Annotated in this window: 18 protein-coding genes; 11 read left to right on the top strand and 7 right to left on the bottom strand. The window is 73.7% G+C overall.

Translation table 11 applies throughout. From position 1 onward, the window contains the following. Window positions 1–110: 110 nt before the first annotated feature. From DNK56_RS16910 to DNK56_RS16920, 3 genes are all read left to right on the top strand, one after another. Window positions 111–641: an ATP-binding protein gene (locus DNK56_RS16910; RefSeq protein ID WP_111334918.1), complete on the top strand. Its 531-nt coding sequence runs from the start codon at window positions 111–113 to the stop codon at window positions 639–641. Between the two features lie 198 nt (window positions 642–839). After that, window positions 840–2,252: an NADP-dependent succinic semialdehyde dehydrogenase gene (locus tag DNK56_RS16915; RefSeq protein ID WP_111334920.1), complete on the top strand. Its 1,413-nt coding sequence runs from the start codon at window positions 840–842 to the stop codon at window positions 2,250–2,252. A 22-nt stretch (window positions 2,253–2,274) separates the two neighbouring features. Further along, the gene (locus tag DNK56_RS16920) at window positions 2,275–4,674 is read left to right on the top strand and encodes a phosphoketolase family protein (protein WP_111334922.1); all 2,400 of its coding nucleotides are present in this window, start codon (window positions 2,275–2,277) and stop codon (window positions 4,672–4,674) included. Window positions 4,675–4,762: 88 nt separating this feature from the next. On the opposite strand, the gene DNK56_RS16925 is transcribed toward DNK56_RS16920, so the two are convergent. Further along, on the bottom strand, window positions 4,763–5,878 hold the full coding sequence (locus DNK56_RS16925; protein ID WP_111334924.1) for a baeRF3 domain-containing protein: 1,116 nt from the start codon (window positions 5,876–5,878) through the stop codon (window positions 4,763–4,765). Window positions 5,879–6,037: 159 nt separating this feature from the next. Here DNK56_RS16925 and DNK56_RS16930 point away from each other — a divergent pair, with 159 nt between their 5' ends. Then, the gene (locus DNK56_RS16930) at window positions 6,038–6,604 is read left to right on the top strand and encodes a hypothetical protein (protein ID WP_111334927.1); all 567 of its coding nucleotides are present in this window, start codon (window positions 6,038–6,040) and stop codon (window positions 6,602–6,604) included. 36 nt (window positions 6,605–6,640) lie between these two features. Here the strand turns inward: DNK56_RS16930 and DNK56_RS16935 are convergent, their stop codons facing one another. After that, window positions 6,641–7,480 (bottom strand): endonuclease I family protein, encoded by an 840-nt coding sequence (locus DNK56_RS16935; RefSeq protein ID WP_111334929.1) that lies wholly within the window; start codon window positions 7,478–7,480, stop codon window positions 6,641–6,643. Between the two features lie 249 nt (window positions 7,481–7,729). Here DNK56_RS16935 and DNK56_RS16940 point away from each other — a divergent pair, with 249 nt between their 5' ends. Together DNK56_RS16940 and DNK56_RS16945 are read left to right on the top strand one after the other, a co-directional pair. Next, on the top strand, window positions 7,730–7,930 hold the full coding sequence (locus tag DNK56_RS16940) for a hypothetical protein (RefSeq protein ID WP_111334931.1): 201 nt from the start codon (window positions 7,730–7,732) through the stop codon (window positions 7,928–7,930). Between the two features lie 107 nt (window positions 7,931–8,037). Continuing rightward, on the top strand, window positions 8,038–9,195 hold the full coding sequence (locus DNK56_RS16945) for a methyltransferase (protein ID WP_111334933.1): 1,158 nt from the start codon (window positions 8,038–8,040) through the stop codon (window positions 9,193–9,195). On the opposite strand, the gene DNK56_RS16950 is transcribed toward DNK56_RS16945, so the two are convergent. Next, a complete protein-coding gene (locus tag DNK56_RS16950; protein ID WP_111334935.1) occupies window positions 9,185–10,108 on the bottom strand; it encodes an ADP-ribosylglycohydrolase family protein in 924 nt (307 codons plus the stop codon). The two genes, DNK56_RS16945 and DNK56_RS16950, sit on opposite strands and share 11 nt — an antisense overlap. Window positions 10,109–10,304: 196 nt before the next feature. Between DNK56_RS16950 and DNK56_RS16960 the strand changes: the two genes are divergently transcribed. Both DNK56_RS16960 and DNK56_RS16965 read left to right on the top strand, forming a co-directional pair. Further along, window positions 10,305–11,240 carry an oxygenase MpaB family protein gene (locus tag DNK56_RS16960; RefSeq protein ID WP_111334939.1) on the top strand — a complete coding sequence of 312 codons (936 nt, stop codon included), beginning with the start codon at window positions 10,305–10,307 and terminating at the stop codon, window positions 11,238–11,240. After that, complete coding sequence (locus tag DNK56_RS16965; protein ID WP_111334941.1) at window positions 11,222–13,303, top strand: serine/threonine-protein kinase; 2,082 nt, start codon at window positions 11,222–11,224, stop codon at window positions 13,301–13,303. The genes DNK56_RS16960 and DNK56_RS16965 overlap by 19 nt, the downstream gene beginning before the upstream one ends. Window positions 13,304–13,358: 55 nt before the next feature. Here DNK56_RS16965 and DNK56_RS16970 read toward each other — a convergent pair whose 3' ends face one another. Then, a complete protein-coding gene (locus DNK56_RS16970; RefSeq protein ID WP_111334943.1) occupies window positions 13,359–15,188 on the bottom strand; it encodes a serine hydrolase domain-containing protein in 1,830 nt (609 codons plus the stop codon). A 229-nt stretch (window positions 15,189–15,417) separates the two neighbouring features. On the opposite strand from DNK56_RS16970, the gene DNK56_RS16975 reads away from it, so the two are divergent. Continuing rightward, window positions 15,418–16,917, top strand: coding sequence for an acyl-CoA synthetase (locus tag DNK56_RS16975; RefSeq protein ID WP_111334945.1), 1,500 nt, complete (start codon window positions 15,418–15,420; stop codon window positions 16,915–16,917). Between the two features lie 15 nt (window positions 16,918–16,932). On the opposite strand, the gene DNK56_RS16980 is transcribed toward DNK56_RS16975, so the two are convergent. After that, complete coding sequence (locus DNK56_RS16980) at window positions 16,933–17,715, bottom strand: SAM-dependent methyltransferase (RefSeq protein WP_111334947.1); 783 nt, start codon at window positions 17,713–17,715, stop codon at window positions 16,933–16,935. Window positions 17,716–17,822: 107 nt separating this feature from the next. After that, window positions 17,823–19,109 carry a phenylacetate--CoA ligase PaaK gene (gene paaK, locus DNK56_RS16985; protein WP_111335912.1) on the bottom strand — a complete coding sequence of 429 codons (1,287 nt, stop codon included), beginning with the start codon at window positions 19,107–19,109 and terminating at the stop codon, window positions 17,823–17,825. A gap of 179 nt (window positions 19,110–19,288) precedes the next feature. Here paaK and DNK56_RS16990 point away from each other — a divergent pair, with 179 nt between their 5' ends. Further along, window positions 19,289–20,812 carry an alpha/beta fold hydrolase gene (locus DNK56_RS16990; protein ID WP_111334948.1) on the top strand — a complete coding sequence of 508 codons (1,524 nt, stop codon included), beginning with the start codon at window positions 19,289–19,291 and terminating at the stop codon, window positions 20,810–20,812. Between the two features lie 39 nt (window positions 20,813–20,851). Here the strand turns inward: DNK56_RS16990 and DNK56_RS16995 are convergent, their stop codons facing one another. Continuing rightward, complete coding sequence (locus DNK56_RS16995; RefSeq protein ID WP_111334949.1) at window positions 20,852–22,480, bottom strand: FAD-dependent oxidoreductase; 1,629 nt, start codon at window positions 22,478–22,480, stop codon at window positions 20,852–20,854. A 188-nt stretch (window positions 22,481–22,668) separates the two neighbouring features. Here DNK56_RS16995 and DNK56_RS17000 point away from each other — a divergent pair, with 188 nt between their 5' ends. Beyond that, the gene (locus tag DNK56_RS17000) at window positions 22,669–23,790 is read left to right on the top strand and encodes a SchA/CurD-like domain-containing protein (RefSeq protein ID WP_111334950.1); all 1,122 of its coding nucleotides are present in this window, start codon (window positions 22,669–22,671) and stop codon (window positions 23,788–23,790) included. Window positions 23,791–23,813: the final 23 nt, after the last annotated feature.

The following is a 23,813-nucleotide window of genomic DNA, read 5'->3' on the forward strand; positions in this document are numbered from 1 at the left end:
GGGTCACCCTGTGGAGTGACCCAGAAGAGACATCCGCTCACTCTTCGTATTCGGGGGTCGTTGGTTCAACGGGGCGAAGCACGTGGGCCTCGATGTGAGGAGCCTCGACGATGACCGTTCCACTCGACCGGCACTATCTGGTCGAACTCCAGGTTTCCGCAGAACGTGTCGGCCGGCTGCGACGCATAGTCGCCGCCCATCTGCGCCACTGGAGTCTCGAACTCCACGTACGGCCCGTGTGCCGTGCCGTGGAGGAGCTGCTGACCAATGTCCACCGGCACGTCGGTGACGACAACCGCTGCGTCGTCGAACTCCGCTGGTCCGGACGGCACCTCACGGTCTCCGTCGCAGACAACGGCTCCGGGATGCCCCGGCTGCTCCGCGAGGGCGGCGGCGGCCTGAGCCGCGTCATGGCCCTCAGCGACAGCTGGGGCACCTGCCGCACCGCCGACGGCAAGGTCGTCTGGTTCACCCGGTACGCCCAGGAGCCCCAGCACATCGGACTGGTGCCGCTGCCGCCGCTGCCCGGCGTCCGCGAGTTCCGCCGCCCGCCCGTCGTGGCCGCCGAGATCCCCGAGCCGGTCCCGGCCGCCGTCGAGGAGAGCGTCCCCGACGCCGCCCCCACCCCCGCCCTCGTCTGAGGCGGACGGGCCCCGGCGGTCCCGCCCCGTCCCACCCCGCCACCCCGACCCCCGGCCGGCGCGGATCGTGTGTCCCCGAGCACGCATGATCCGCGCCGGCCGGGTACGCGGTGGCGGGGGCCCGCCGTGCCCGGCCCGCGTTGCGGCGGGCCCCGGCGCGCGGCACGGTCGAGGTACCGAGGCAAGGAGGCCACAGGCATGCCCATCGCGACGGTCAACCCCGCGAACGGCGAGACGCTCAGGACGTTCGACGCACTGGAGGACGACGAGATCGAGAAGCGGATCGCCGCGGCCGACGCCGCCTTCCGCGACTACCGCACCACCTCATTCGGCGAACGGGCCCGGCTGCTCGGCCGGGCCGCCGACCTGCTGGACGAGGACCGGCGGGACATCGCCCGCACCATGACCCTGGAGATGGGCAAACCCGTCACCGCCGCCCGCGCCGAGGCCGCCAAGTGCGCCAAGGCGATGCGCTGGTACGCCGCCCGCGCCGAGGAACTGCTCGCCGACGAGCACCCCTCGCCCGCCGACGTCGAGGACTCCGGCGCGGTACGCGCGTACGTCCGCTACCGCCCGCTGGGCCCGGTCCTGGCCGTCATGCCGTGGAACTTCCCGCTCTGGCAGGTCGTGCGCTTCGCCGCCCCCGCCCTCATGGCGGGCAACACCGGCCTGCTGAAGCACGCCTCCAACGTGCCGCAGACCGCGCTCTACCTCGGCGACCTCTTCCGCCGCGCCGGCTTCCCGGCCGGCTGCTTCCAGACCCTGCTGGTGGGCTCCAAGGCCGTCGAGGGCATCCTGCGCGACCCCCGCGTCGCCGCCGCGACACTGACCGGCAGCGAACCGGCCGGACGCTCCGTCGCGGCGATCGCCGGCGACGAGATCAAGCACACCGTCCTCGAACTCGGCGGCAGCGACCCCTACCTCGTCCTGCCCTCGGCGGACATCGCCAAGGCCGCCCGTACCGCCGTCACCGCCCGCGCCCAGAACAACGGCCAGTCCTGCATCGCCGCCAAACGGTTCATCGTGCACACCGAGGTGTACGAGGAGTTCGCCGAACGCTTCACCGCCGGCATGCGCGAACTGACCGTGGGCGACCCGCTGGAGGAATCCACCGACGTCGGACCGCTCGCCAGTGAACAGGGCCGCGCCGACATCGAGGAACTGGTGGACGACGCCCTGCGCCGGGGCGCCGAGGCCCTGTGCGGCGGCGGCCGCCCCGAAGGCCTGGCCGGCGGACTGGAGAACGGCTGGTTCTACGCGCCCACCGTCCTCGCCGGTATCACCCCCGAGATGCGCGTCCACCGCGAGGAGACCTTCGGCCCGGTCGCCTCCCTCTACCGCGTGGACAGTCTCGACCAGGCCCTGGAAGTGGCCGACGACACCCCCTTCGGGCTCAGCTCCAACGTATGGACCCGCGACGCCGGCGAGGCCGAACGCTGCGTCCGCGACCTCCGGGCCGGCGGTGTCTTCTTCAACGGTATGACCGCCTCCCACCCCGCGCTGCCCTTCGGCGGCGTGAAGCGCTCCGGCTACGGGCGCGAACTCGCCGGGCACGGCATCCGCGAGTTCTGCAACGCCACCACCGTCTGGTACGGCTCCGAGCCCCGGTGACCGCCCGCAGAGAGGCACGACCATGAGCGACGCCCCACCGCAGCCCCCGCAGCCCCCGCAGGCGACCGGCCCCGGCGACGAGGAGATCGACGCGCTCGACGCGCACTGGCGGGCCGCCAACTACCTGGCCGCCGGCCAGATCTACCTGATGGACAACCCCCTGCTGACCCGGCCGCTCGCCCCCGAGCACATCAAACCCCGGCTGCTCGGACACTGGGGCACCTCACCGGGGCTCAACCTCGTCTACACCCACCTCAACCGCCTCGTCCGCGCCCGCGGCACCCGCGCCCTGTGCGTCTGGGGCCCCGGCCACGGCGGGCCCGCCGTCCTCGCCGGCTCCTGGCTGGAAGGCAGCTACTCGGAGATCTACCCCGACATCGGCCGGGACGCCGAGGGCATGGGCCGGCTGTTCAAGCAGTTCTCCTTCCCCGGCGGCGTCCCCAGCCACGTCGCCCCCGAGACCCCCGGCTCCATCCACGAGGGCGGCGAGCTCGGCTACTCCCTCGGCCACGCCTACGGAGCCGCGCTCGACCACCCGGAGCTGCTGGTCACCTGCGTCATCGGCGACGGCGAGGCGGAGACCGGACCGCTCGCCGGGTCCTGGCACGCCAACAAGTTCCTCGACCCCGTCCACGACGGAGCCGTCCTGCCGGTCCTCCACCTCAACGGCTACAAGATCGCCAACCCGACCGTGCTCGCCCGCCTCCCGCACACCGAACTCGACGCCCTGCTGCGCGGCTACGGCCACGACCCCCTCTACGTCGAGGGCGACGAACCGCGCGCCGTGCACCGGGCCATGGCCCTCGCGATGGACCGCGCGGCCGACCGCGTCGCGGAGATCCAGGCCGCCGCCCGGACCGGCGGCGACACCGGGCGGCCGCGCTGGCCGATGATCGTCCTGCGCACCCCGAAGGGCTGGACCGGGCCCGCCGAGGTGGACGGCGTGCCCGTCGAAGGCACCTGGCGCGCCCACCAGGTCCCGCTGCCCGGCGTCCGCGAGAACCCCGACCACCTGCGCCGGCTGGAGGCATGGCTCCGCTCCTACCGGCCCGCCGAACTCTTCGACGCCGACGGCCGCCCCACCGAACAGGTGCTGGCCTGCGTCCCCGAGGGCGACCTGCGCCTGGGCGCCTCCCCGTACGCCAACGGCGGCCTGTTCCTGCGCGACCTGCCCATCCCGGACCTGGACGGGTTCGCCGTCCCGGTGGACCGGCCCGGCCGTACGCTGCGCGAGCCCACCCGCGTCCTGGGCGGCCTCCTGGAAGCGGTCATGGCGGCCACCGCCGACCGCAGGGACTTCCGGCTCGTCGGCCCCGACGAGACCGCCTCCAACCGGCTCGACGCGGTCTACGAGGCCAGCGGCAAGGCGTGGCAGGCCCGCACCCTCCCGACCGACGAGCACCTCTCCCGCGACGGCCGGGTGATGGAGGTGCTGTCCGAGCATCTGTGCCAGGGCTGGCTGGAGGGCTATCTGCTGACCGGCCGGCACGGGCTGTTCTCCTGCTACGAGGCGTTCGCGCACATCGTGGACTCGATGGTCAACCAGCACATCAAATGGCTGCGCACCTCGCGCCGGCTCGCCTGGCGCCGTCCCATCGCCTCGCTCAACTACCTGCTCACCTCGCACGTCTGGCGCCAGGACCACAACGGCTTCTCGCACCAGGACCCGGGGTTCGTCGACCACGTCCTCAACAAGAGCCCCGAGGTCGTCCGGGTCTACCTGCCGCCCGACGCCAACACCCTGCTCTCCGTGGCCGACCACGCGCTGCGCAGCCGGGACTACGTCAACGTCATCGTCGCCGGGAAGCAGCCGAGTTTCGACTGGCTGACCCTGGACCAGGCACGGGTGCACTGCGCGCGCGGCGCCGGCGTCTGGGAGTGGGCGGGCACCGAGGACGGCGGCCGCGAGCCCGACGTCGTCCTCGCCTGCGCCGGCGACGTACCCACGCTGGAGACCCTGGCGGCCGCCCAGCTGCTGCGGCGCCATCTGCCGGAGCTGGCCGTACGGGTGGTCAACGTGGTCGACATGGCCCGGCTCATGCCGCACTCCGAGCATCCGCACGGCATGCCGGACTCCGAGTACGACGCGCTGTTCACCCGGGGCAGGCCGGTCGTCTTCGCGTACCACGGCTACCCCTGGCTGATCCACCGGCTGGCCTACTGCCGCGCCGGGCACGGCGATCTGCATGTGCGCGGCTACAAGGAGGAGGGCACCACGACCACGCCCTTCGACATGGTCGTCCGCAACGACCTCGACCGCTACCGGCTGGTCATGGACGTGATCGACCGGGTCCCCGGCCTCGGCGTCCGCGCGGTGGCGGTGCGTCAGGAGATGGCGGACACCCGCACCCGCCACCACGCCTGGATTCGCGAACACGGCACCGACCTGCCCGAGGTGGCCGACTGGTCCTGGGAGGGCTGAGCGCGCGGCATACGGCGAGGGCCCGGACGGAGAGTTCCGTCCGGGCCCTCACCCGTCGCGCCGGGCCGGCCGTGCGCGCCGGGCCGGTCTAGAAGCGCAGTTCCGCCGCGATCCGGCCGTGCGCCTCGAGGGAGCCGTCGGCGACGAAGTACACCTCGGCCCCGCTGTCCAGCGCCGCCTCCACCAACTCGTCCACGATGTCCTCGCGGATGGTCACGTCGGCCGGGTCCACCACCTCGTCGGTGACCGGCCGGAGATGTTCCTCGTCCATCCGCACCGTCTGCTGGTAGTGCTCCTCCACCGCCACCAGCCCGGCGCGCCCCTCGCGCACCGCGGCCCACACCTCGTCCAGGCCCCCGGCGAACGCCTTGCGGCCGCGCGCCGCGTCGAGCCTGGCGTCGATCTCCGCCGCGAAGCGGGCGCGCCGGGCGTCCAGGGCGGGGCGCAGCTCGGTGAGCAGTTCACGGGGCGCGTTGTCGGCCGGCGCGCCCTTGGTGACCCGGCCCACCGCGTCCTTCGCGCACTGCCCGGCCTCGTCGAACAGGGCGAGCGCGGGGGCGATGCCGACCAGGTACAGCGGACGCGGGTCGGTGGCCAGCACGGCGCGCAGCTTCTCGTCCACCGTGCGCAGGAAGAGCTTGGTGTCCTCGTTGGCGAAGTTGCTCGGCGTGTCGCCGGTGCGCTCCATGCGCTGCGGGTTGAACTCCTCGCGCGGGGCGGTCAGCGGGAATCCGCCGATCCGGGCCTCCTGCGCGGACTCGGTGGTGCCGCTGAAGAGGGCGGCGTGGTCGGCGGCCACGGTCAGCGCCCAGAAGGGCCGGGCCTGGGCCTTCGCGGCGACCAGGTTGTGGGTGAGGTAGCTGTCGCTGAGCACCACCCGTTCGGGTGCGGTACGCGGCAGTCGCCAGATCCGGTACTCGTCGGCGGTCGCCAGCAGCACCAGCGCGTCCAGCGCCCGGCGCTGGTCGAGTTCCGAGACTGCGCGCTCCAGTTGCCGCTTGATCGCCGCGCAGGTCTCGCGGGAGACGGCCGGGTCGGCCTCCAGCCGGTTGTGGGCCTCGGACAGCAGATTGCGCAGCCGTACGGGGTCCTGGGCGTTGTCCGGGGCACGCCGGTGGGTCGGCATGGTCAGGGACAGGGCCGGATAGGGCCTGGTCGCGCGCAGCTCCTGCAGCAGGCCGGCGGTCAGGACGTCCGTGTCCATCAGTTCCCTCCCTGGGGATTGGCGCACCGCGTTACGGAGCGGGTGATTTCTACGAGTCAACGAGTCAATTCATACCGTTTGATCCTAATATGGGCGAGTTGGTCATTCCGGGTGCGAGGAGCCCTGTCTCCCGCGCCCGCTTCAGTGGACGGAGCGTTTGTGAACCGGACCGGCCCCGTGCGGCGCCCCCTTCCGGGCCGGGTGGCCCGCGGCCTGACCCCCGCCGTACTCACCGCGCTGCTCGTCGCGGGCGCCGCCGCCTGCGGTGACTCCGACACCTCGTCGCCGGGCACCGCCCGGTCCACCCGCACCTTGTCCGCCGAGCCGGAGGCGAGCCCGAGCGCCAGCCCCCGCGGGCGCACCCCGGACGAGTTCGCCGCCTCGGTCTCCGCCGACGCGGAGCGCAACCGGCAGAAGGCCGCGGCGACCCTCAAGGGCGTGAAGGGCAAGGGCGACGCGATCGACGACGTCTCCGTCAGTGGCATCGCGGTCCGGTCCGGCGAGAAGTTCCGCAGCGCCCTGGTCCGCGTGACGAACCGGGGCGACGACGCGGCGTTCTTCGCGGTGCGCGTCGAGTTCGTCGACTCCTCGGACAAGGTGCTGGACTCCGTGGTGCTCGGCTTCTCCGACGTGGCGCCCGGCGAGACGGTCAGCCAGCACGCCAACAGCGCGAAGGCCGCCGGCGTCAAGTCGTTCCCCCGGGTCGCCCAGGCGGAACGGGGCTGACGGCCGGCGGCCCGTGCGCCGCTCAGCGGGAGGCCGTCACCAGATGGCCTCCACCCACTCCGGGTGGTCCACGAACGGGTTCCGGTTGTGCTGGTACCGCTCGTATATGACGTCGTTGCGCCGCTTCTCGAAGGAGTCCGGCGGGTCCTGCTCGTTCCACTGCTTGAGTACGGAGAGCCGGCCCATGTACGGGGCGGACCCGTTCGACACCTTGTCGTTGGGCTCCAGGTCGGGGAAGGCGTCGTCGCCCTCGTAGCGCACCGCCATGTAGAGGATCATGCGGGCCACGTCGCCCTTGACGGCGTCGCGCGGTTCGAAGGAGTTGCTGTCGGTGTAGTTGCCCGGCGCGTTGCTCACCTGGCTGCCGCCGTTGTCGAAGTCCTTGTTGCCCCGTACGGAGTTGACCTGGACGTCGGCCGGGCGCAGATGGTGGATGTCGGTGCCGGGGCCGGTGGCCGTGCCGAAGTCGCCGTGGGACTTGGCCCAGACGTGCTCCCGGTTCCACTGGCCGACGTTGCCGCCGTTGTCGCTCTTGGGCTCCGAGCGCCCGGTGTACAGCAGGATGACGTGGGTGGAGTCGGCCGGGTCCTGGTCGGTGTCCTTCAGGGCGTTCCAGACCTGGCTGTAGCTGAGCCTGCTCTGGTCGCTGATGATCGTGTGCAGGGCGTTCTTGAGCGCGGTGCCGGTCCTGCCGGACGCGTCCTCGTAGTAGGTGTCGTCGAGCGCGGAGAGCGAGGAGCCGGCCGCGGTGGTGGAGGTCGCGGCGGTGGGGGAGGGCAGCGGTGCGGGCGCGGCGGCCGCCGTGCCGGTGAGCGCCGCGAGGGCGGCGAGCGCGACGGGCAGGGCGCCGCGCGCGGGAAGGTGGCGACGGGACATGTGGGGTGTCCTCTCCGGGAATGCACGCACCGCGGCGCCGTCGGGGGTGGGGAAACGGTTCCGCGGTGAGTGGTGTCCGCTATGTGTACGCGGGAGCGTCCCATGCGGACCGTCACGATGTGTGAACGCCGCGTATCTATCATGTGCAGGTCAAGTGAGGGCGCGGCGCCCGCCTCGCGGGCCGCGCCCGGCCTCGGATGCGGCGGCGTCGGCGGCGGGCGAGAATGACGGGAAGGAAAGGGAGGCGGCATGAGCGACGAGTCCGATTCCGTATCCGACGTCCGAGGCGTGACTCCGGACGACCTCTTGCACACCGGCGCCACCGACGACCCGTCCGCGGAGGACCTGGTGCTCGCGTCGGGGAAGGACCTGACCCCGGCCAACCTCGAATGGGCGGAACGCACCCTGGCCAGGGAGGGCCGGGCGGCCATCGACAAGCGACTGCCGTAGACGGCACGCACGGCGCACCAGGCGCACGCACCCGGCGCGACGGCAGCGGCCGTCGCGCCGTACGGCAGTACGGGCGCCGGACCCGGCTCGGTTAGCCTGAACGCACAATGAACCGTTTGACGACGTCAGCGGGCGGTTACGACCTCGCCCGCTTCCCCGAGGACCCCCGCGACCCGCTCCGTGCCTGGGACGCGGCCGACGCCTATCTGCTCCAGCACCTGGAGGGCACCGAGGGCGCCGCCCCGGTCGCCGTCGAGGGCCGCGTCGTCGTGGTCGGGGACCGCTGGGGCGCTCTGAGCACCGCGCTCGCCGGCCACCACCCGGTGCAGATCAGCGACTCCTGCCTCGGGCAGCGGGCGACCGCCGCGAACCTCGCGCGCAACGGCCTGCCCGCGGACGCCGTGCGCCTGCTCTCCCCGCGCGACACCCCGCCGGACCGCATCGACGTCCTGCTCGTCCGCGTACCCAAGAGCCTCGCCTTCCTGGAGGACCAGCTCCACCGGCTCGCGCCCGCCGTGCACGCCGGCACCCTCGTCATCGGCACCGGCATGGTCAAGGAGATCCACACCTCGACCCTCGCCCTGTTCGAGCGCATCATCGGCCCCACCCGCACCTCCCTCGCCGTGCGCAAGGCCCGGCTCATCCACTGCACCCCGGACCCGGCCCTGCCGCGCACCCCCAGCCCCTGGCCCCTGCGCTACGCACTGCCCCCGGACGCCGGAGCGGCCGCCGGGCACACCGTCACCAACCACGCCGGGATCTTCTGCGCCGACCGGCTCGACATCGGCACCCGCTTCTTCCTCAAGCACCTGCCGGACCGCACCGGGCCGGACCGGGTCGTGGACCTCGGCTGCGGCAACGGCGTCCTCGGCCTCGCCGCCGCCCTCGCCAACCCGGACGCCACCCTCACCTTCATCGACGAGTCCCACCAGGCCGTCGCCTCCGCCGAGGAGACCTTCCGCGCCAACACCGGACCCGGCGCACGGGCGAGCTTCGTCGTCGGGGACGGCCTGGCCGGCGCCGAGCCCGGCAGCGCCGACCTGGTCCTCAACAACCCGCCGTTCCACTCGCACCAGGCCACCACCGACGCCACCGCCCGGAGCATGTTCCACGGCGCGCGGCGCGCCCTGCGCCGGGGCGGCGAGCTGTGGGTCGTCGCCAACCGGCACCTGGGCCACCACACCACCCTGCGCCGCGTCTTCGGCAACTGTCAGACGGTCGCGGGCGACCCGAAGTTCGTGGTGCTGCGCGCCGTCAAGCGCTGAGCCGCGGTACGCGGTCCAGGGGCAGCGGCTCCCGCGCCGCCCGCCAGGCGGGCGGAAGAGCGGCCACGCCCGTACGCGCGGCGATCACCCCGCCCGCGATGGCGCAGGTCGTGTCAATGTCCCCGCGGCCGCCGACGGTGACCCACAGGCCCTCCTCCAGATCGTCCGGATGGCCCGCCGCACACCACAGCGCGAAGGGGACGGTGTCGGGCCCGGACATCCGGTAGCCGGAGCCCAGGACCTCCGCGGCGTGGCGGACCGAGGTGCGGGCGGGCATCCGGGCCGCGATCCGGACGCCCGAGCGCACCTCGCTGTCCGGCAGGTGCGCGGCCACCTCCCGGAGGAACGCGCCGCGCTCGGGCGCCGGGCCGCCCCGGCCGCGCGTGGCCAGCGCCGCCGCGACGGCGACCGCCACCGCCCCGGCGGCCGCCTCCGGGTGGTGGTGCGAGACGGCGCTCTGCCGGGCGGCCTGCTCGACGACGGTGTCCAGGTCGGCGGCGTGCCAGGCGCCGAGCGGGGCGACGCGCATCGCCGCCCCGTTCCCCCATGAGCCCATGCCCTGGAACTGTGCGGCCACCAGTTCCCGCCAGGGCTCGCCCGCGCCGATCCGGCGCAGCACGTCGTGCATCGAGGCCCCGTACCCGCGGTGCGTGTCGGCCGCGTACTCCTCGGCCAGGCGCCGGGCGAACCGGTCCTGGTCCACGATGCCGTCCCCCTCGGCGAGTTCGCGGACCAGGACCAGCGCCTGGGCGGTGTCGTCGCTCCACCGCCACACCGGCTCCGGGGGCGGCGTCCGCGACTCCAGGGGCTCGGGACCCTCGCGCCGCAGGATGCCGAACCAGCGGTCGCCGAAGGCGTCACCGAAGGCGAGTCCGGACAGCGAATCCAGGACGGAGGAAGGTGCGTTGGTCATCGGAGCAGTATGGCAATGCGCCCGTCGCTCCGCCGCCCTCCTCGCCCGTCGCTCCGCCGCCCTCCTCGCCCGCCGGTCCGCCAGCCTCCTCGCCCGCCGGTCCGCCGCCCTCCTCGACCGTCCGCGCGCCCCCGGCCACACTGGGGGCGTCCGGCGGCCCGGCTCCGGGCCGCCACCGAGCGGGAGGGACACCCACATGACGGAAGCCGACCCCGGACTCTTCGGACCCGCGTCGGTCACCTGGCAACTGCACGCCGACCCGATGATGTGGATCGCCGGGGTACGCGCCCTCCACCTCCAGGCCCTCCACCCGCTCGCGGTGCGCGGCGTCACCCAGAACTCCGACTTCCGGGACGACGCCTGGGGCCGGCTCATGCGCACCGCGGGCTTCGTCGGCACCCTCACGTACGGCACCACCGAAGCCGCCGAGAAGGCGGGCGCGCGGGTCCGGAAGATCCACCGCCACCTCACGGTCACCGACCCGGCGACCGGCCGCACCTGCGGCGTCGACGAGCCCGAACTGCTGCTGTGGGTGCACTGCGCCGAGGCCGACTCCTACCTTCAGGTCCTGCTCCGCTCCGGCTACCCGCTCACCGCCCGGCAGGCCGACCGGTACATCGGTGAACACCGGCACAGCGCCCGCCTGGTCGGCCTCGACCCCGACGACGTCCCCGCGACGACCGCCGAACTCGCCGGCTACTTCGCCCGCGTACGGCCCGCCCTCGCCCGGACCCCGGAGGCGCTGGACGTCGCCCGCTTCCTGCACCGGCCGCCCGTCCACCCCCTCCTCGTCCCGGCCCGCGCCCTGCTCTGGCGGCACGCGGCGGACCTCGCCTACCAGTCCCTGCCGCCGTTCGCCCACGAGCTGTACGGCAGGGCCGCGCCGCCGCCCGCCGCCGTGGACCGCAGGCTGCGCACCACCGGCGCCCTGCTGCGCGCCGTCCCCGCCCGGCTGCGGTGGCGGCTGCCGCCCGGTCACATCATGGGCGCGATGGCGCGCCTCGGACCCGGCAGCCGCCCCACCCCGTACACACTGAAGAGGCAGGCAGCCATACTGGACGCGCCGGGGAGGGCGCGGCGACAGCGGGCGGAACGACGGGGGCGGCAACAGGGATGGCGGAGACCAGGCTGATCCAGAGCCGGTACCGGCTGCTCGACCTGATCGGGCGGGGCGGCATGGGCGAGGTGTGGCGTGCCCGCGACGAAGCGCTGGGCCGCCAGGTCGCCGTCAAATGCCTCAAGCCGATGAGCGGCCGGCACGACAAGGACCACACCCGCGTCGTCCGCGAGCGCTTCCGCCGCGAGGCGCGGGTCGCCGCCGCGCTCCAGCACCGGGGCGTCACCGTCGTGCACGACTTCGGCGAGTACGAGGGCGTGCTCTACCTCGTGATGGAGCTGCTGGACGGCCGCAACCTCAGCCAGCTCCTGGAGGACAACGAGCAGAACCCGCTGCCCGTGGACGACATCGTGGACATCGCCGAACAGGTCGCCGACGCCCTCGGCTACACCCACCAGCAGGGCATCGTCCACCGCGACCTCAAGCCCGCCAACATCATGCGGCTGTCCGACGGCACGGTGAAGATCTGCGACTTCGGCATAGCCCGGCCCGGCCACGGCATTCCGGTCACCTCCCGGCTCACCGGGGTCGGCGTCGCGATGGGCACCCCGCACTACATGTCCCCGGAGCAGATCAGCGGCGGCCAGGTGGACCACCGCAGCGACCTGTACTCGCTGGGCTGCGTGCTGTACGAGATCGCGACCGGCGCCCCGCCCTTCGACATGGAGGACTCCTGGGGCATCCTCGTCGGCCACCGCGACACCACGCCCGAGCCGCCGCGCTCCCACCGCGCCGAACTGCCCGGGTTCTTCGACCGCGTCGTCCTGGACCTGCTCGCCAAGACCCCCGAGGAGCGCCCGGCCGACGCCCACGACCTGCGCCGCCGCATCGCCGTCGGCCGCACCGGCGAACAGCCCTTCGCGGAACCCGCCGGCCGGCTGCCGCTCGCCCCGCCCGCCCCCGTCACCCAGGGCAGCCGCACCACGCCCGGACTGCCCGCCTGGGCGGCGACGATGACCGGCGGCCACAAGGCCACCGTCACCGGACACCCGCCCCTGGCCCCGCCCGACCGCACGGCCGGCCTCACCCTCACCTGGACCACCGGCGCCGCCCCGCACCCCGCCCCGCCCGGCACCCTCGCCGGCTCGCCCGCGCCCGGCTCCGCATCGGGGCGCAAGGAGCGCGCCGAGAACGCGCTGCGCGAGTTCGGCCGGCTCGCCGAGGACCGGGCCCGCCTCCTCGGCCCCGACCACGGCGAGACCCTCATCGCCCGGCAGCAGATGGCGTACGCGCTGGGCCGCCTCGGGCGGCACGCCGAGGCCCACGAACTGCACAGCGCCGTGCTCGCGTCGCGGGAGCGCGCCTCGGGCCCGGACCACCCCGACACGCTGCGCTGCCGCCACAACCTGGCCTTCAGCCTCAGCAGGCTGGGACGTCTGGAGGACTCCTACCGCATGGCCCACGACGTGGCCGGGGCCCGCGCCCGCGTGCTGGGCCCCGACCACCCCGACACGCTGGTCACGCTGTACGAGGTCGGGTACGCGCTGGGCCGGCTCGGCCGCTGGACGGAGGCTCTGACCACCTACCGGCAGGTCGCCGAGGCGCGGACCCGGCTGCTGGGCGCCGACCACCCCGACACCCTCGCCACCCGCTACGAGGTCGGCATCAGCCTGGGCCGGCTCGGCCGCAGCGTGGACGCCCTGGAGCTGTACCGCACGCTCGTCGCCGACCGCCTGCGGGTCAACGGCCCCCACGACCCCGAGACCCTGCGCGCCCGCCACGGACTGGGCGTCAACCTGGGCCGGCTGGCCCGCTGGGACGAGGCCCTGGCGGAGGCGCGCGCGGTCTGCGCCGCCCGGGAACACGTACTGGGCCCCGACCACCCGGACACCCTGGTCAGCCGCCGCGAGGTCGCCGTCGCCCTCGGCTGGCTGGGCCGCTGGGCGCAGGCGCTCACCGTCTACCGGCAGGTCGCCGACGCCCGGACCCGGCTGCTGGGCGCCGCCCACCCCGACACCCTGGCCGGCCGCGACGACGAGGCGCACTGCCTCGAACAGCTGGGCCGCGCCCGCGAGGCCGCCGACCTCTACCGGGACGTCGCCGCGCTCCGGCAGCAGCCGGTCGGGCCACCGCTCTGACACCGGTACGGGGCAGGCGGCCGGGCCCGCCCGCCCCGCGTCCCCGGAGGGCCGGTCAGTCGGCCGACGCCACCCAGCCGTCCGCCTCGATGCGCCGGGCGTCCGGCGCCCTGCTCTCGTCGAAGACCGTACGGCCGCCGTCCTCGACCCTGATGGCGTCCACGTACACGCCCCTGCCCACGTACAGCTGATCCGTGGTGCAGCGCCATCTGAGCCGGACCCCGGCACCCCGCAGACCGCCGAGAGCGGCGTCCAGGCGGTGCCAGACGCGGCCCGACCAGCCGGAGAGCGAGCCGTCCGGATGCTCCTCGGGCCGGGCGCCCCGGTCCCGGCCGGTGGCGGTGGTGGTGAACGGGACCGGCCGCCAGGTGGCCCCGGCGTCCGTCGAGGACTCCAGGAGCAGGAAGTCCGACGCCGGTTCGGTGTCCCACCACAGCGCGCAGGTCAGCCGGGCCCGCGAGGAGGCGAGGGCCAGCGGCGGCAGCGCCAGGGTCGCCGTGGTGGCGCTCTCCATCCCGGAGAACCACGCCGTACGGCCGCGGGCCGGCCGGACGGCGACGGCCCGCGCCATCTGGTTGGCGGTGGCCACGCGCGGCGCGCTGCCGGAGCGCCAGCCGCGCACCGGGTGCACGGAGTTGCCGAGGACGATCAGGAACGAGTCCGTCGTCGGGTCCAGGACCAGGCTCGTCCCGGTGAAGCCCGTATGCCCCGCCGTACGCGGCGTGGCCATGGCGCCCATGTACCAGTGCTGGTAGAGCTCGAAGCCCAGGCCGTGCTCGTCACCGGGGAACGCCGTGTTGAAGTCGGTGAAGAGCAGATCGACGGAGTCCTCCGCGAGGATGCGGGCCCGGCCGTACACCCCGCCGTTGAGCAGGGTGCGCGCCAGGATCGCGAGGTCCCAGGCGCAGGAGAACACCCCGGCGTGCCCGGCGACCCCGTCCAGGCTGTACGCGTTCTCGTCGTGCACCTCGCCCCAGACCAGGCCCCGTTCCAGGCCGGACCAGGGCTGCCGGGCGTCCTCGGTGGCGGCGATCTTCGGCTTCCAGGAGGGGGGCGGGTTGTACCGGGTGCGCCGCATGCCGAGCGGGGCGGTGATCCGCTCGCGCAGCAGTACGTCCAGGGACAGCCCGGTCAGCTTCTCCAGGACCAGCTGGAGCGAGATCAGGTTCAGGTCGGAGTAGAGGTAGGCCGTACCGGGCGCACTGGCCGGCTCCTCGTTCCACAGCAGCTCCAGCTTCCCTTCCCGCGTCGGCGCGAGGTAGAGCGGAATCCAGGCCCGGAACCCCGAGGTGTGGGTGAGGAGCTGGCGGATGGTGATGTCCTGCTTGCCGCCGCGGGCGAAGTCCGGCAGATAGGAGGCGACCGGGGCCTCCAGCTCCAGCGCGCCGCGCTCGATCTGCTGCACGGCCAGGATCGAGGTGAACAGCTTCGAGACCGACGCCAGGTCGAAGACCGTGTCCCCGGCCATCGGGATCTGCCGGTCCGGGGGGAACTCCACGCCGGTGTCGGTCTTCTCGTCGTACGCCGAGTAGCGCACCGCCTTGCCGATCGGCCGGTGCAGCGCCACCGTCCCGCCCCGGCCCGCGAGCAGCACGGCGCCCGCGTACCAGGGGTGGCGGGGCGAGGCGTCCAGATAGCGCTCCGCCTCCGTCACCAGCCGGTCGAGCGGCTCGGACAGCAGTCCGGCACGGGCCGCCGACCCGTACCGCAGCGTCGGCCGGGCACCCCGGCCCGTGTTCGTCTCCGGCGACGTCGCCTCCGACTCCGTGGCGGACGCCGTGCCCGCGAAGGGGATGGGCGCCAGGGCGAGTGCCCCGCCCAGGGCCAGCATCCCACCTCCGAGCCGCCTTCTGCTGATGCCCCCGCCTGCCGTGTCCCGCGTCATCCGCGATCCCTTCCCACTGCCTGAAAGTTACTTTCGAAATCTCTTCCGAGCGTGAAACTTCCTGCCGAAGCAGAGGGTACTGTCACCACCCGCCGCGCCGAAGAGGGCGGCGCCGCAATAAATCTGACGCATCGTCATACGTACTGCGGGAGGGGACGGGTACGGCGTGCCGCCCGGCCCGGCGGGGGAGACCCTTGACCACCGCGCCCCGGCCACCCAGGATCACGCCATGACCGGTGTACGCAGCAGCACAGTCGACGGCGTCGTGACCCGCAGCGCACGGCGCACCCCCGAACGGACCGCCCTGCGGTACGCCGACCGGGCCTGGACCTACCGCGAGCTCGACGCGGCCGTCACCACCGCGGCCGCCGTCCTCACCGAGGACCACGGACTGCGTCCGGGGGACCGGGTCGCCGCCTACGCCCACAACTCGGACGCGTATCTGATCGCGTTCCTCGCCTGCGCCCGCGCCGGCCTGGTCCACGTCCCGGTCAACCAGAACCTCACCGGCGACGACCTGGCGTACATCCTGAACCAGTCCGGCAGCTCCCTGGTCCTGACCGACCCGGCCCTGGCGGACCGGCTCCCGGAGGGCTTCGCCGTACGGGCGCTGCGCGACGCCGGGGACTCGCTGCTGACCGGCCTCGCCACCCCGCGCCCCTTCGCCCCCGCGCACGAGCCGGGCGCCGACGGCCTGGTCCAGCTGCTCTACACCTCCGGGACGACCGCGCTCCCCAAGGGCGCGATGATGACCAACGGCGCCCTCGTCCACGAGTACGTCAGCGCCGTCACCGCCCTCGACCTGCGCGCAGGCGACCGGCCCGTCCACGCGCTGCCGCTGTACCACTCGGCGCAGATGCACGTCTTCCTGCTGCCCTATCTCGCGGTGGGCGCCGAGAACACCGTCCTGGACGCCCCCGACCCGGCCCGGATCTTCGAGCTGGTCGAGTCCGGGCGGGCCGACAGCCTCTTCGCCCCGCCCACCGTGTGGATCGGCCTCGCCAACCACCCCGAGTTCGCCTCCCGCGACCTGGGCGGGCTGCGCAAGGCGTACTACGGGGCGTCGATCATGCCCGTCCCGGTGCTGGAGCGCCTGCGCGGCCGGCTGCCCCGGCTGGCCTTCTACAACTGCTTCGGGCAGAGCGAGATCGGCCCGCTGGCCACCGTGCTGGGGCCCGACGAGCACGAGGGCCGGATGGACTCCTGCGGCAGGCCCGTCCTCTTCGTCGAGGCCAGGATCGTGGACGAGAACGGCGCCGAGGTGCCCGACGGCACCGCCGGCGAGGTGGTCTACCGCTCGCCCCAGCTGTGCTCCGGCTACTGGGACAAGCCCGAGGAGAGCGCCGAGGCGTTCCGCGACGGCTGGTTCCACTCCGGCGACCTCGCCGTCCGTGACGCCGAGGGCTACTTCACGGTCGTGGACCGGGTGAAGGACGTCATCAACTCCGGCGGGGTGCTCGTCGCGTCCCGGCAGGTCGAGGACGCCCTCTACACCCACCCCGCCGTCGCCGAGACGGCCGTCGTCGGGCTGCCCGACGAGCGCTGGATCGAGGCCGTCACCGCCGTCGTCGTCCTCAAGGGCGAGGCCACCGAGGAGGAACTGATCGGCCACGCCCGCGAACGTCTCGCCCACTTCAAGGCCCCGAAGCGGATCGTGTTCGCGGACGGCCTCCCGCGTAACGCCAGCGGCAAGATCCTCAAGCGCGAACTGCGCGACCGCCTGGCCTGACGGCGGCCGGCGCGCTCACGCCCGCCCCCGCACGCGGCCGACGCCCGCGTAGATGGTGTCGGGGATCTCCCCGTGCTCCGGGGCGGGCGTGCCGTGCCAGTGCGGGGCGGCCACCAGACCGGGTGCGACCAGGTCGAGCCCGTCGAAGAAGCGGGCCACCTCCGCACCGCTGCGCGGCTGCAGCGTGATGCCGCTCGACCGGTAGCGGGCCAGCGCCTCCTGGTGGGCGGCGAGGAAGTCCACGGTGAAGTGGGAGAGCGCCAGGCAGCTGCCGGCCGGTAGCGCGTCGACCAGCGTGCGGGTGATGCCGTACGGATCGTCCGAGTCGGCCAGGAAGTGCATCAGGGCGATCATCGAGAGCGCCACGGGCCGCTCGAAGTCCAGCACCGTACGGGCGTGGTCGAGGATCTTCTCCGGAGCGCGCACATCGGCTTTCAGATAGTCGGTGACGCCCTCCGGGGTGCTGACGAGCAGCGCCTCCGCGTGCCGCAGAACGATCGGATCGTTGTCCGTGTACACGATCCGGGCCGCCGGGGTGATCTCCTGGACGATCTGGTGGAGGTTCGGCCGGGTCGGGATGCCGGTTCCGATGTCCAGGAACTGGTCGATGCCCTCCCGCGCCGCCCAGGCGGCCGCCCGGTGCATGAAGGAACGGTTCTGCGCGACGCCCACCTTCGCCGGCTCCGGCATCTGCTCGCCGAGTGCCTGGTCGACGGGGTAGTGATCCTTGCCGCCCAGGAGGTAGTCGTAGACACGGGCCGGATGCGGCCTGCTGGTGTCGATCTGACCTGCCGTCATGAGGCGCTTCCCAACCCTCGGGCCGGAGAACACGAGTCCCCCGGCGGACAATGGCTCACTCCGGCCATCCTGCCACAGCAACCCCGCCGGACAGCAGGCCAGTTGGCCTACTCGCCGCGCTCGTCCACGATCCGCCGGAATTTGCCCACCGACCGCTCCAGCGTCTCCGGATCGAGGATCTCCACGCCCACCGAGACACCGATGCCGTCCTTGACGGCCGCCGCCACCGACGCTGCCGCCGCCGCCCGCTGCTCCGGCGTCGCCCCCGGCCGGGCCTCCGCCCGCACCGTCAGCACATCGAGCCTGCCCTCACGGGTGAGCCGGAGCTGGAAGTGCGGCGACACCCCCGGCGTCCGCAGCACGATCTCCTCGATCTGCGTGGGAAAGAGGTTCACCCCGCGCAGGATCACCAGATCGTCGCTGCGCCCGGTGACCCGCTCCATGCGCCGGAAGACCCGGGCCGTGCCGGGCAGTAGCCGGGTCAGGTCCCGCGTCCGGTACCGGATCACCGGCATGGCCTCCTTGGTGAGCGAGGTGAACACCAGCTCGCCCTTCTGCCCCTCGGGCAGCACCTCCCCGGAGACCGGGTCGACCACCTCCGGATAGAAGTGGTCCTCCCAGATGTGCGGACCGTCCTTCGTCTCCACGCACTCCTGCGCCACGCCCGGCCCCATCACCTCCGACAGGCCGTAGATGTCCACCGCGTCGATCGCGAACCGCTCCTCGATCTCGCGCCGCATCTCCCGCGTCCACGGCTCCGCCCCGAAGATCCCCGTCCGCAGCGAGGTCGACCGGGGATCGACGCCCTGCCGCTCGAACTCGTCGAGGATGGTCAGCATGTACGAGGGCGTCACCATGATGATCTCGGGCCGGAAGTCCTGGATCAGCCGGACCTGGCGGGCCGTCATGCCGCCCGATGCCGGAATCACCGTGCACCCCAGCCGCTCCGCCCCGTAGTGCGCGCCCAGACCGCCGGTGAAGAGGCCGTAGCCGTACGCCACATGCACCTTGTGACCCGGCCGCCCGCCCGCCGCCCGGATGGAGCGCGCCACCACGTCCGCCCAGACGTCCAGGTCCCCCTGCGTGTAGCCGACCACGGTCGGGCGTCCCGTCGTGCCGCTGGAGGCATGGACGCGACGGACCTCCGCCTCCGGTACCGCGAACATCCCGAACGGGTAGTTGTCCCGCAGGTCCGCCTTGGTGGTGAACGGGAACCGGGCCAGATCCGCCAGCGAACGGCAGTCCTCCGGCCGCAGCCCCGCCCGGTCGAACGCCGTCCGGTAGTGCGCGACGTTCTCGTACGCGTGGCGCAGCGTGGCCCGCAGCCGCTCCAGCTGAAGGGCTTCGAGCCCGTCGCGGCTCATCCGTTCCGCCGCGTCCGGCAGAGCCGTCATGCGGGCCACCCCGTTCCGTACGCCGTGCGGACGACCGATCATTCGGTCGTCTCCTCCGGGAGCAGTAATGCAGGATCACGCACCCCCTGGCAAGGGGCGCGACGCATCTCCGGGGCCCGGCCGCCACCAGGCTGCCCAACTCGCCCGCGTCACCCGGACGGCCCTGTTTGGATGGAGGCATGCCGACCTTCCACACGTACGACGGAACCGAGCTGGCCTACCGCATCGCGGGGGAGGGAGCCCCGCTGATCTGCCTGCCGGGCGGAGCCATGCGGGCGAGCGCCTACCTCGGCACCCTCGGCGGCCTCGCCGCCCGCCGGCGGCTGATCCTCCTCGATCCGCGCGGCACCGGCGACTCCGCCGCCCCCGAGGACCCCGCCACCTACCGCTGCGACCGGCAGACCGACGACATCGAGGCCCTGCGCACCCACCTCGGCCTCGACCGCGTCGACCTGCTCGCCCACTCCGCGGCCGGCGACCTCGCCGCGCTCTACGCCGCCCGCCACCCGCACCGGCTGCGCAACCTCGTCCTGGTCGCCCCCACCACCCGCGCCGCCGGCCTGCCCGCCGCCGGCCGCGAGGCCCGCGAGACGGCCGCCCTGCGCGGCCCGGAACCCTGGTACGAGGACGCGCTCGCCGCCCTGGAGGAGATCTGGGCCGGCCGGCCGAGCGACGAACTGCGCGCCAGGACCCGGCCGTTCCTGTACGCCCGCTGGGGCACCGCCGAACGCGCGCACGCGGCCGCCTCCGACGCGCAGATCAACGCCGAGGCCGCCGCCCGCTACGCCGCCCCGGGCGCCTTCGACCCGGCCGCCACCGTCCCCGCCCTGCGCACCCTCCGGGCCCCCGTCCTCGTCCTGGCCGGAGAGTACGACACCGTCACCCCGCCCGGCCGGGCCGCCGGACTGGCCGCGCTCTTCCCGCACGCGGAGTTCGCCGTGCAGCGCGGCGCCGCCCACTTCCCGTGGATCGACGACGCCGGAGCCTTCGCCCGCACCGTCGAGGCGTTCCTGGACCCCGAGGTGCACAGCGTCCTGGCCGGCGGCACCCGGCTCGCGTACCGCGTCTGGGGCGACCCCGCCGCACCGCCCGTCGTCCTCGCCCACGGCCGCTGCGGCGACAGCCGCGACTGGGCCGGGATCGCCGCCCGGCTCGCCGCCACCCACCGCGTGTACGCCTTCGACTTCCGCGGCCACGGCCTCAGCGACTGGCCCGGCCGCTACAGCCTCGAACTGTTCCGCGACGACCTGCACGGCTTCCTGGAGGCCCGCAACCTCGCCGGCGCCACCGTCGTCGGGCACTCCATGGGCGGCGCCGCCTCCTACCTGCTCGCCGGCCGCCACCCCGGCCTCATCGGCCGCCTGGTCCTGGAGGAGGCGCCGCTGCCCGTCCCGCTCGACCCGCCGCGCCCCGTCCCCGCGCACCCCGGCGGCGAGACGGACTTCGACTGGTCCCTCGTCCCGGCCGTCGACGCCCAACTCAACGCCCCGGACCCGGCCTCGCTGGATCTCCTCGGCGCCATCACCGCCCCCACCCTCGTCATCGGCGGCGGACCCCGCAGCCAGATCCGGCAGGAGGGCATGGCCGCGCTCGCCCGCCGCATCCCCGGTGCCCGGCTCGTCACCCTCGACGCCGGACATCTCGTACACACCGAACGACCGGAGGAATTCCTCGCGGCCCTCCGGTCGTTCGGCATCGGCTGACGGGCGGACCGGCCTCCCGGAGGCCGGTCCGGCAGCCGCTCAGTCCCGGCGCAGCAGCGTCACCAGCACCTCGTGCAGCGTCGCCGCGGCGTCCTCGGCGGCCGCCGGGGCACGCCAGGCGACGAACCCGTCGGGACGCACCAGGACCGCGCCGTCCCGCCCGGTCCCGTGCGCCCCGGCCCAGTCCGCCCCGTCCTCCGGTTCCAGCTCCGCGCCCGCGCCGATGCCGTACGCCTCCAGCCGCACGCCCAGCCGGTCCGCGACCTCCGACGCCGCCCGTCGCCACACCGTGTCGGAGCCGTCCGCGAGCAGCACGAACGAGCGCTCGTACAGATCCAGCGTGGAGATCCGCTCCCCGCCCCGGCGCAGCCACATGTGCGGCGCCCGGCTGCCCGGTTCACCCGTCAGCCGCATCCCGTCCGGCACCACCGCCGCGTCCGCCGGCACCCCCAGCACCGCGCCCGCCACATACCGGTAGCCCAGCGCCACGTTCAGCATCCCGCCCCGCTTGCCCCCGCCCACCGACGGCGGCGGCGCGTAACCGGGGTGGCTGTGCTCCCCGGACCGCGCCGACGCCCGCTCACCGGTCGCCCGCGCCACCGGGAGCCGCTCCTGCCCGTACGTCTCCAGCAGCCCCCGGCCCGCCTCGCCCCGCAGCACGGCGGCCAGCTTCCACGCCAGGTTGTGCGCGTCCTGGATGCCGGTGTTCGAGCCGAACGCCCCGGTCGGCGACATCTCGTGCGCCGAGTCACCGGCCAGGAACACCCGCCCCCGCCCATACCGCTCGGCCACCCGCTCGGCCGCGTGCCACGGCGCCTTCCCGGTGATCTCCACATCGATGTCCGGCGCGCCCACCGCGGTACGGATGTGGCGCGCGCACCGCTCGTCCGTGAAGTCCTCCAGCGTCTCACCCCGGTCCGGCTGCCACGGCGCGTGGAACACCCACTCCCGCTCGTTGTCCACCGGCAGCAGAGCGCCCTCCGCCTCCGGGTTCGTCAGATAGCACACGATGAAACGCCGCTCGCCCAGCACCTCCGCCAGCCCGCGCGACCGGAAGGTGACGCTCACGTTGTGGAACAGGTCGCCCGCCCCCGAACGGCCGATCCCCAGCTGCTCGCGGACCGGGCTGCGCGGCCCGTCCGCCGCGATCAGATAGTCCGCCCGCACGGTCGTGTGCTCGCCGGTCTCCCGGTTCTTCAGCACCGCGGAGACACCCGAGGCGTCCGGGTCGAAGGACAGCAGCTCCGTCGAGAACCGCAGATCGCCGCCCTGCTCCCGCGCCCGCTCCAGCAGCACCGGTTCCAGGTCGTTCTGGCTGCACAGGCACCAGCCCGTCGGGCTGAACCGGGCGAGCGCCCCGCCCGGATCGATCTCGCGCAGCAGCCACTCCTGGTCGTCCCCGGTCAGCGAACCCGCCTGCAGGATGCCGTGGTTGTCCGCCAGCACCGAGGCCGCCTCCCGGATGCCCCGCTCCACCCCCGCCCGGCGGAACACCTCCATCGTCCGCACGTTGTTGCCCCGGCCACGCGGATGCGTCGAGGTGGCCGCGTGCTTCTCGACCAGCAGGTGCTCGACGCCGAGCCGGCCGAGGAAGAGGGAAGCGGACAGCCCCACCAGCGAGCCGCCCACGATGAGGACCGGTACATGGAGATCGACGTTCTCGTTCATCAGTTGCTCCAGCTCCGACGCCGTTCAGATGCGTTGTCCATGCCCGGCCCGCGGCCCGCTCGGAGCCCTTGGGACGCCTGCTCACCTGAACGGTTCATAAATCTCGCGTCGGGCGGACCAGCGTTTCACGATCGGTCACGGAGACGACCCAGCGAGCGTCCCCGTCCCCGCGTCCAAGGAGTCCCCGGATGACCACCACCCTCTCGGAACGGATCTCACAATCCGCCTTCGACGGATCGAGGCTGCGCGTCGTGCTGCTGCTCGACCTGCACGACGGCGCCCAGAAGCAGTTCCTGGAGGCGTACGAGCACATGCGCAACCAGGTCGCCTCCGTCCCCGGCCACATCAGCGACCAGCTGTGCCAGTCCATCGAGAACCCCTCGCAGTGGCTGATCACCAGCGAATGGGAGAGCGCCCCGCCCTTCCTCGCCTGGGTCAACAGCGAGGAGCACGTCGCGACCGTACAGCCCCTGCACAGCTGCGTACGCGACACCCGCTCGCTGCGCTTCAGCGTCCTGCGCGAGACCGGCAAGGGCTTCGAGACCGTCCCCGACCCGGTCAGGGGCAGCCTCCAGACCTCCCCGCGCCTCGGCGACGGCGTCGTACGCCACGCGCTCACCTTCACCGTGAAGCCGGGCACCGAGGACATCGTCGCCAAGCACCTTGCCGAGTACGAGTCGCCGCGTTCCCGCGTGGACGACCACACCCGGCTGCGCCGCACCTCGCTGTTCATGCACGGCAACCGGGTCGTCCGCGCCGTCGAGGTCGAGGGCGACCTCATGGCCGCGCTGCGCCACGTCTCCCGCCAGCCCGAGATCCGCGCCGTCGAGGAGGCCATCAACCCCTACCTCGAACAGGACCGGGACCTCGCCGACCCCGACTCCGCCCGGATGTTCTTCACCCGCGCGGCCCTGCCCACCGTGCACCACGTCTCGGCCGGCCGGCACGACCCCGGCACCCTGCGCCGCCACGCCGTCTTCTACCGGGCCAAGGAGGGCTGCGGCATGGCCCTGGCCCGGCTGCTGGCCGGCAACGACGAGGAGGCCGCCGACGACACCGGCAGCGTCATCGACAGCAGCACGATCTTCCAGCGCGACGACGTCGTCGTCCGCCTCCTGGAGGTGAGCGGCCCGCTCGACGCACAGCCCGCCCAGGCCCTCGGCATCCACGGCCCCGGCAAGGCGGCCCGGCTGGCCCGGCTCCTGGACGGCCCGGCGAGCACCGTCCCGGCCAACGACCAGGACGCCGCCCGCCTCCTCGCCCGGTCCGAGATGCGGCTGATCACCGACCGGAGGGCCGCGGATTCCTGAACCGCGCTCCGGCATCCGGGGGG

The organism is Streptomyces sp. AC1-42W, assembly GCF_003248355.1.
GTDB lineage: Bacteria > Actinomycetota > Actinomycetes > Streptomycetales > Streptomycetaceae > Streptomyces.

Coding starts and splice junctions, on each gene's coding strand:
- DNK56_RS16910 (WP_111334918.1), top strand. CDS start 111: ATGACCGTTCCACTCGACCGGCACTATCTGGTCGAACTCCAGGTTTCC.
- DNK56_RS16915 (WP_111334920.1), top strand. CDS start 840: ATGCCCATCGCGACGGTCAACCCCGCGAACGGCGAGACGCTCAGGACG.
- DNK56_RS16920 (WP_111334922.1), top strand. CDS start 2,275: ATGAGCGACGCCCCACCGCAGCCCCCGCAGCCCCCGCAGGCGACCGGC.
- DNK56_RS16925 (WP_111334924.1), bottom strand. CDS start 5,878: ATGGACACGGACGTCCTGACCGCCGGCCTGCTGCAGGAGCTGCGCGCG.
- DNK56_RS16935 (WP_111334929.1), bottom strand. CDS start 7,480: ATGTCCCGTCGCCACCTTCCCGCGCGCGGCGCCCTGCCCGTCGCGCTC.
- DNK56_RS16940 (WP_111334931.1), top strand. CDS start 7,730: ATGAGCGACGAGTCCGATTCCGTATCCGACGTCCGAGGCGTGACTCCG.
- DNK56_RS16945 (WP_111334933.1), top strand. CDS start 8,038: ATGAACCGTTTGACGACGTCAGCGGGCGGTTACGACCTCGCCCGCTTC.
- DNK56_RS16950 (WP_111334935.1), bottom strand. CDS start 10,108: ATGACCAACGCACCTTCCTCCGTCCTGGATTCGCTGTCCGGACTCGCC.
- DNK56_RS16960 (WP_111334939.1), top strand. CDS start 10,305: ATGACGGAAGCCGACCCCGGACTCTTCGGACCCGCGTCGGTCACCTGG.
- DNK56_RS16965 (WP_111334941.1), top strand. CDS start 11,222: ATGGCGGAGACCAGGCTGATCCAGAGCCGGTACCGGCTGCTCGACCTG.
- DNK56_RS16970 (WP_111334943.1), bottom strand. CDS start 15,188: ATGACGCGGGACACGGCAGGCGGGGGCATCAGCAGAAGGCGGCTCGGA.
- DNK56_RS16975 (WP_111334945.1), top strand. CDS start 15,418: ATGACCGGTGTACGCAGCAGCACAGTCGACGGCGTCGTGACCCGCAGC.
- DNK56_RS16980 (WP_111334947.1), bottom strand. CDS start 17,715: ATGACGGCAGGTCAGATCGACACCAGCAGGCCGCATCCGGCCCGTGTC.
- paaK (WP_111335912.1), bottom strand. CDS start 19,109: ATGACGGCTCTGCCGGACGCGGCGGAACGGATGAGCCGCGACGGGCTC.
- DNK56_RS16990 (WP_111334948.1), top strand. CDS start 19,289: ATGCCGACCTTCCACACGTACGACGGAACCGAGCTGGCCTACCGCATC.
- DNK56_RS16995 (WP_111334949.1), bottom strand. CDS start 22,480: ATGAACGAGAACGTCGATCTCCATGTACCGGTCCTCATCGTGGGCGGC.
- DNK56_RS17000 (WP_111334950.1), top strand. CDS start 22,669: ATGACCACCACCCTCTCGGAACGGATCTCACAATCCGCCTTCGACGGA.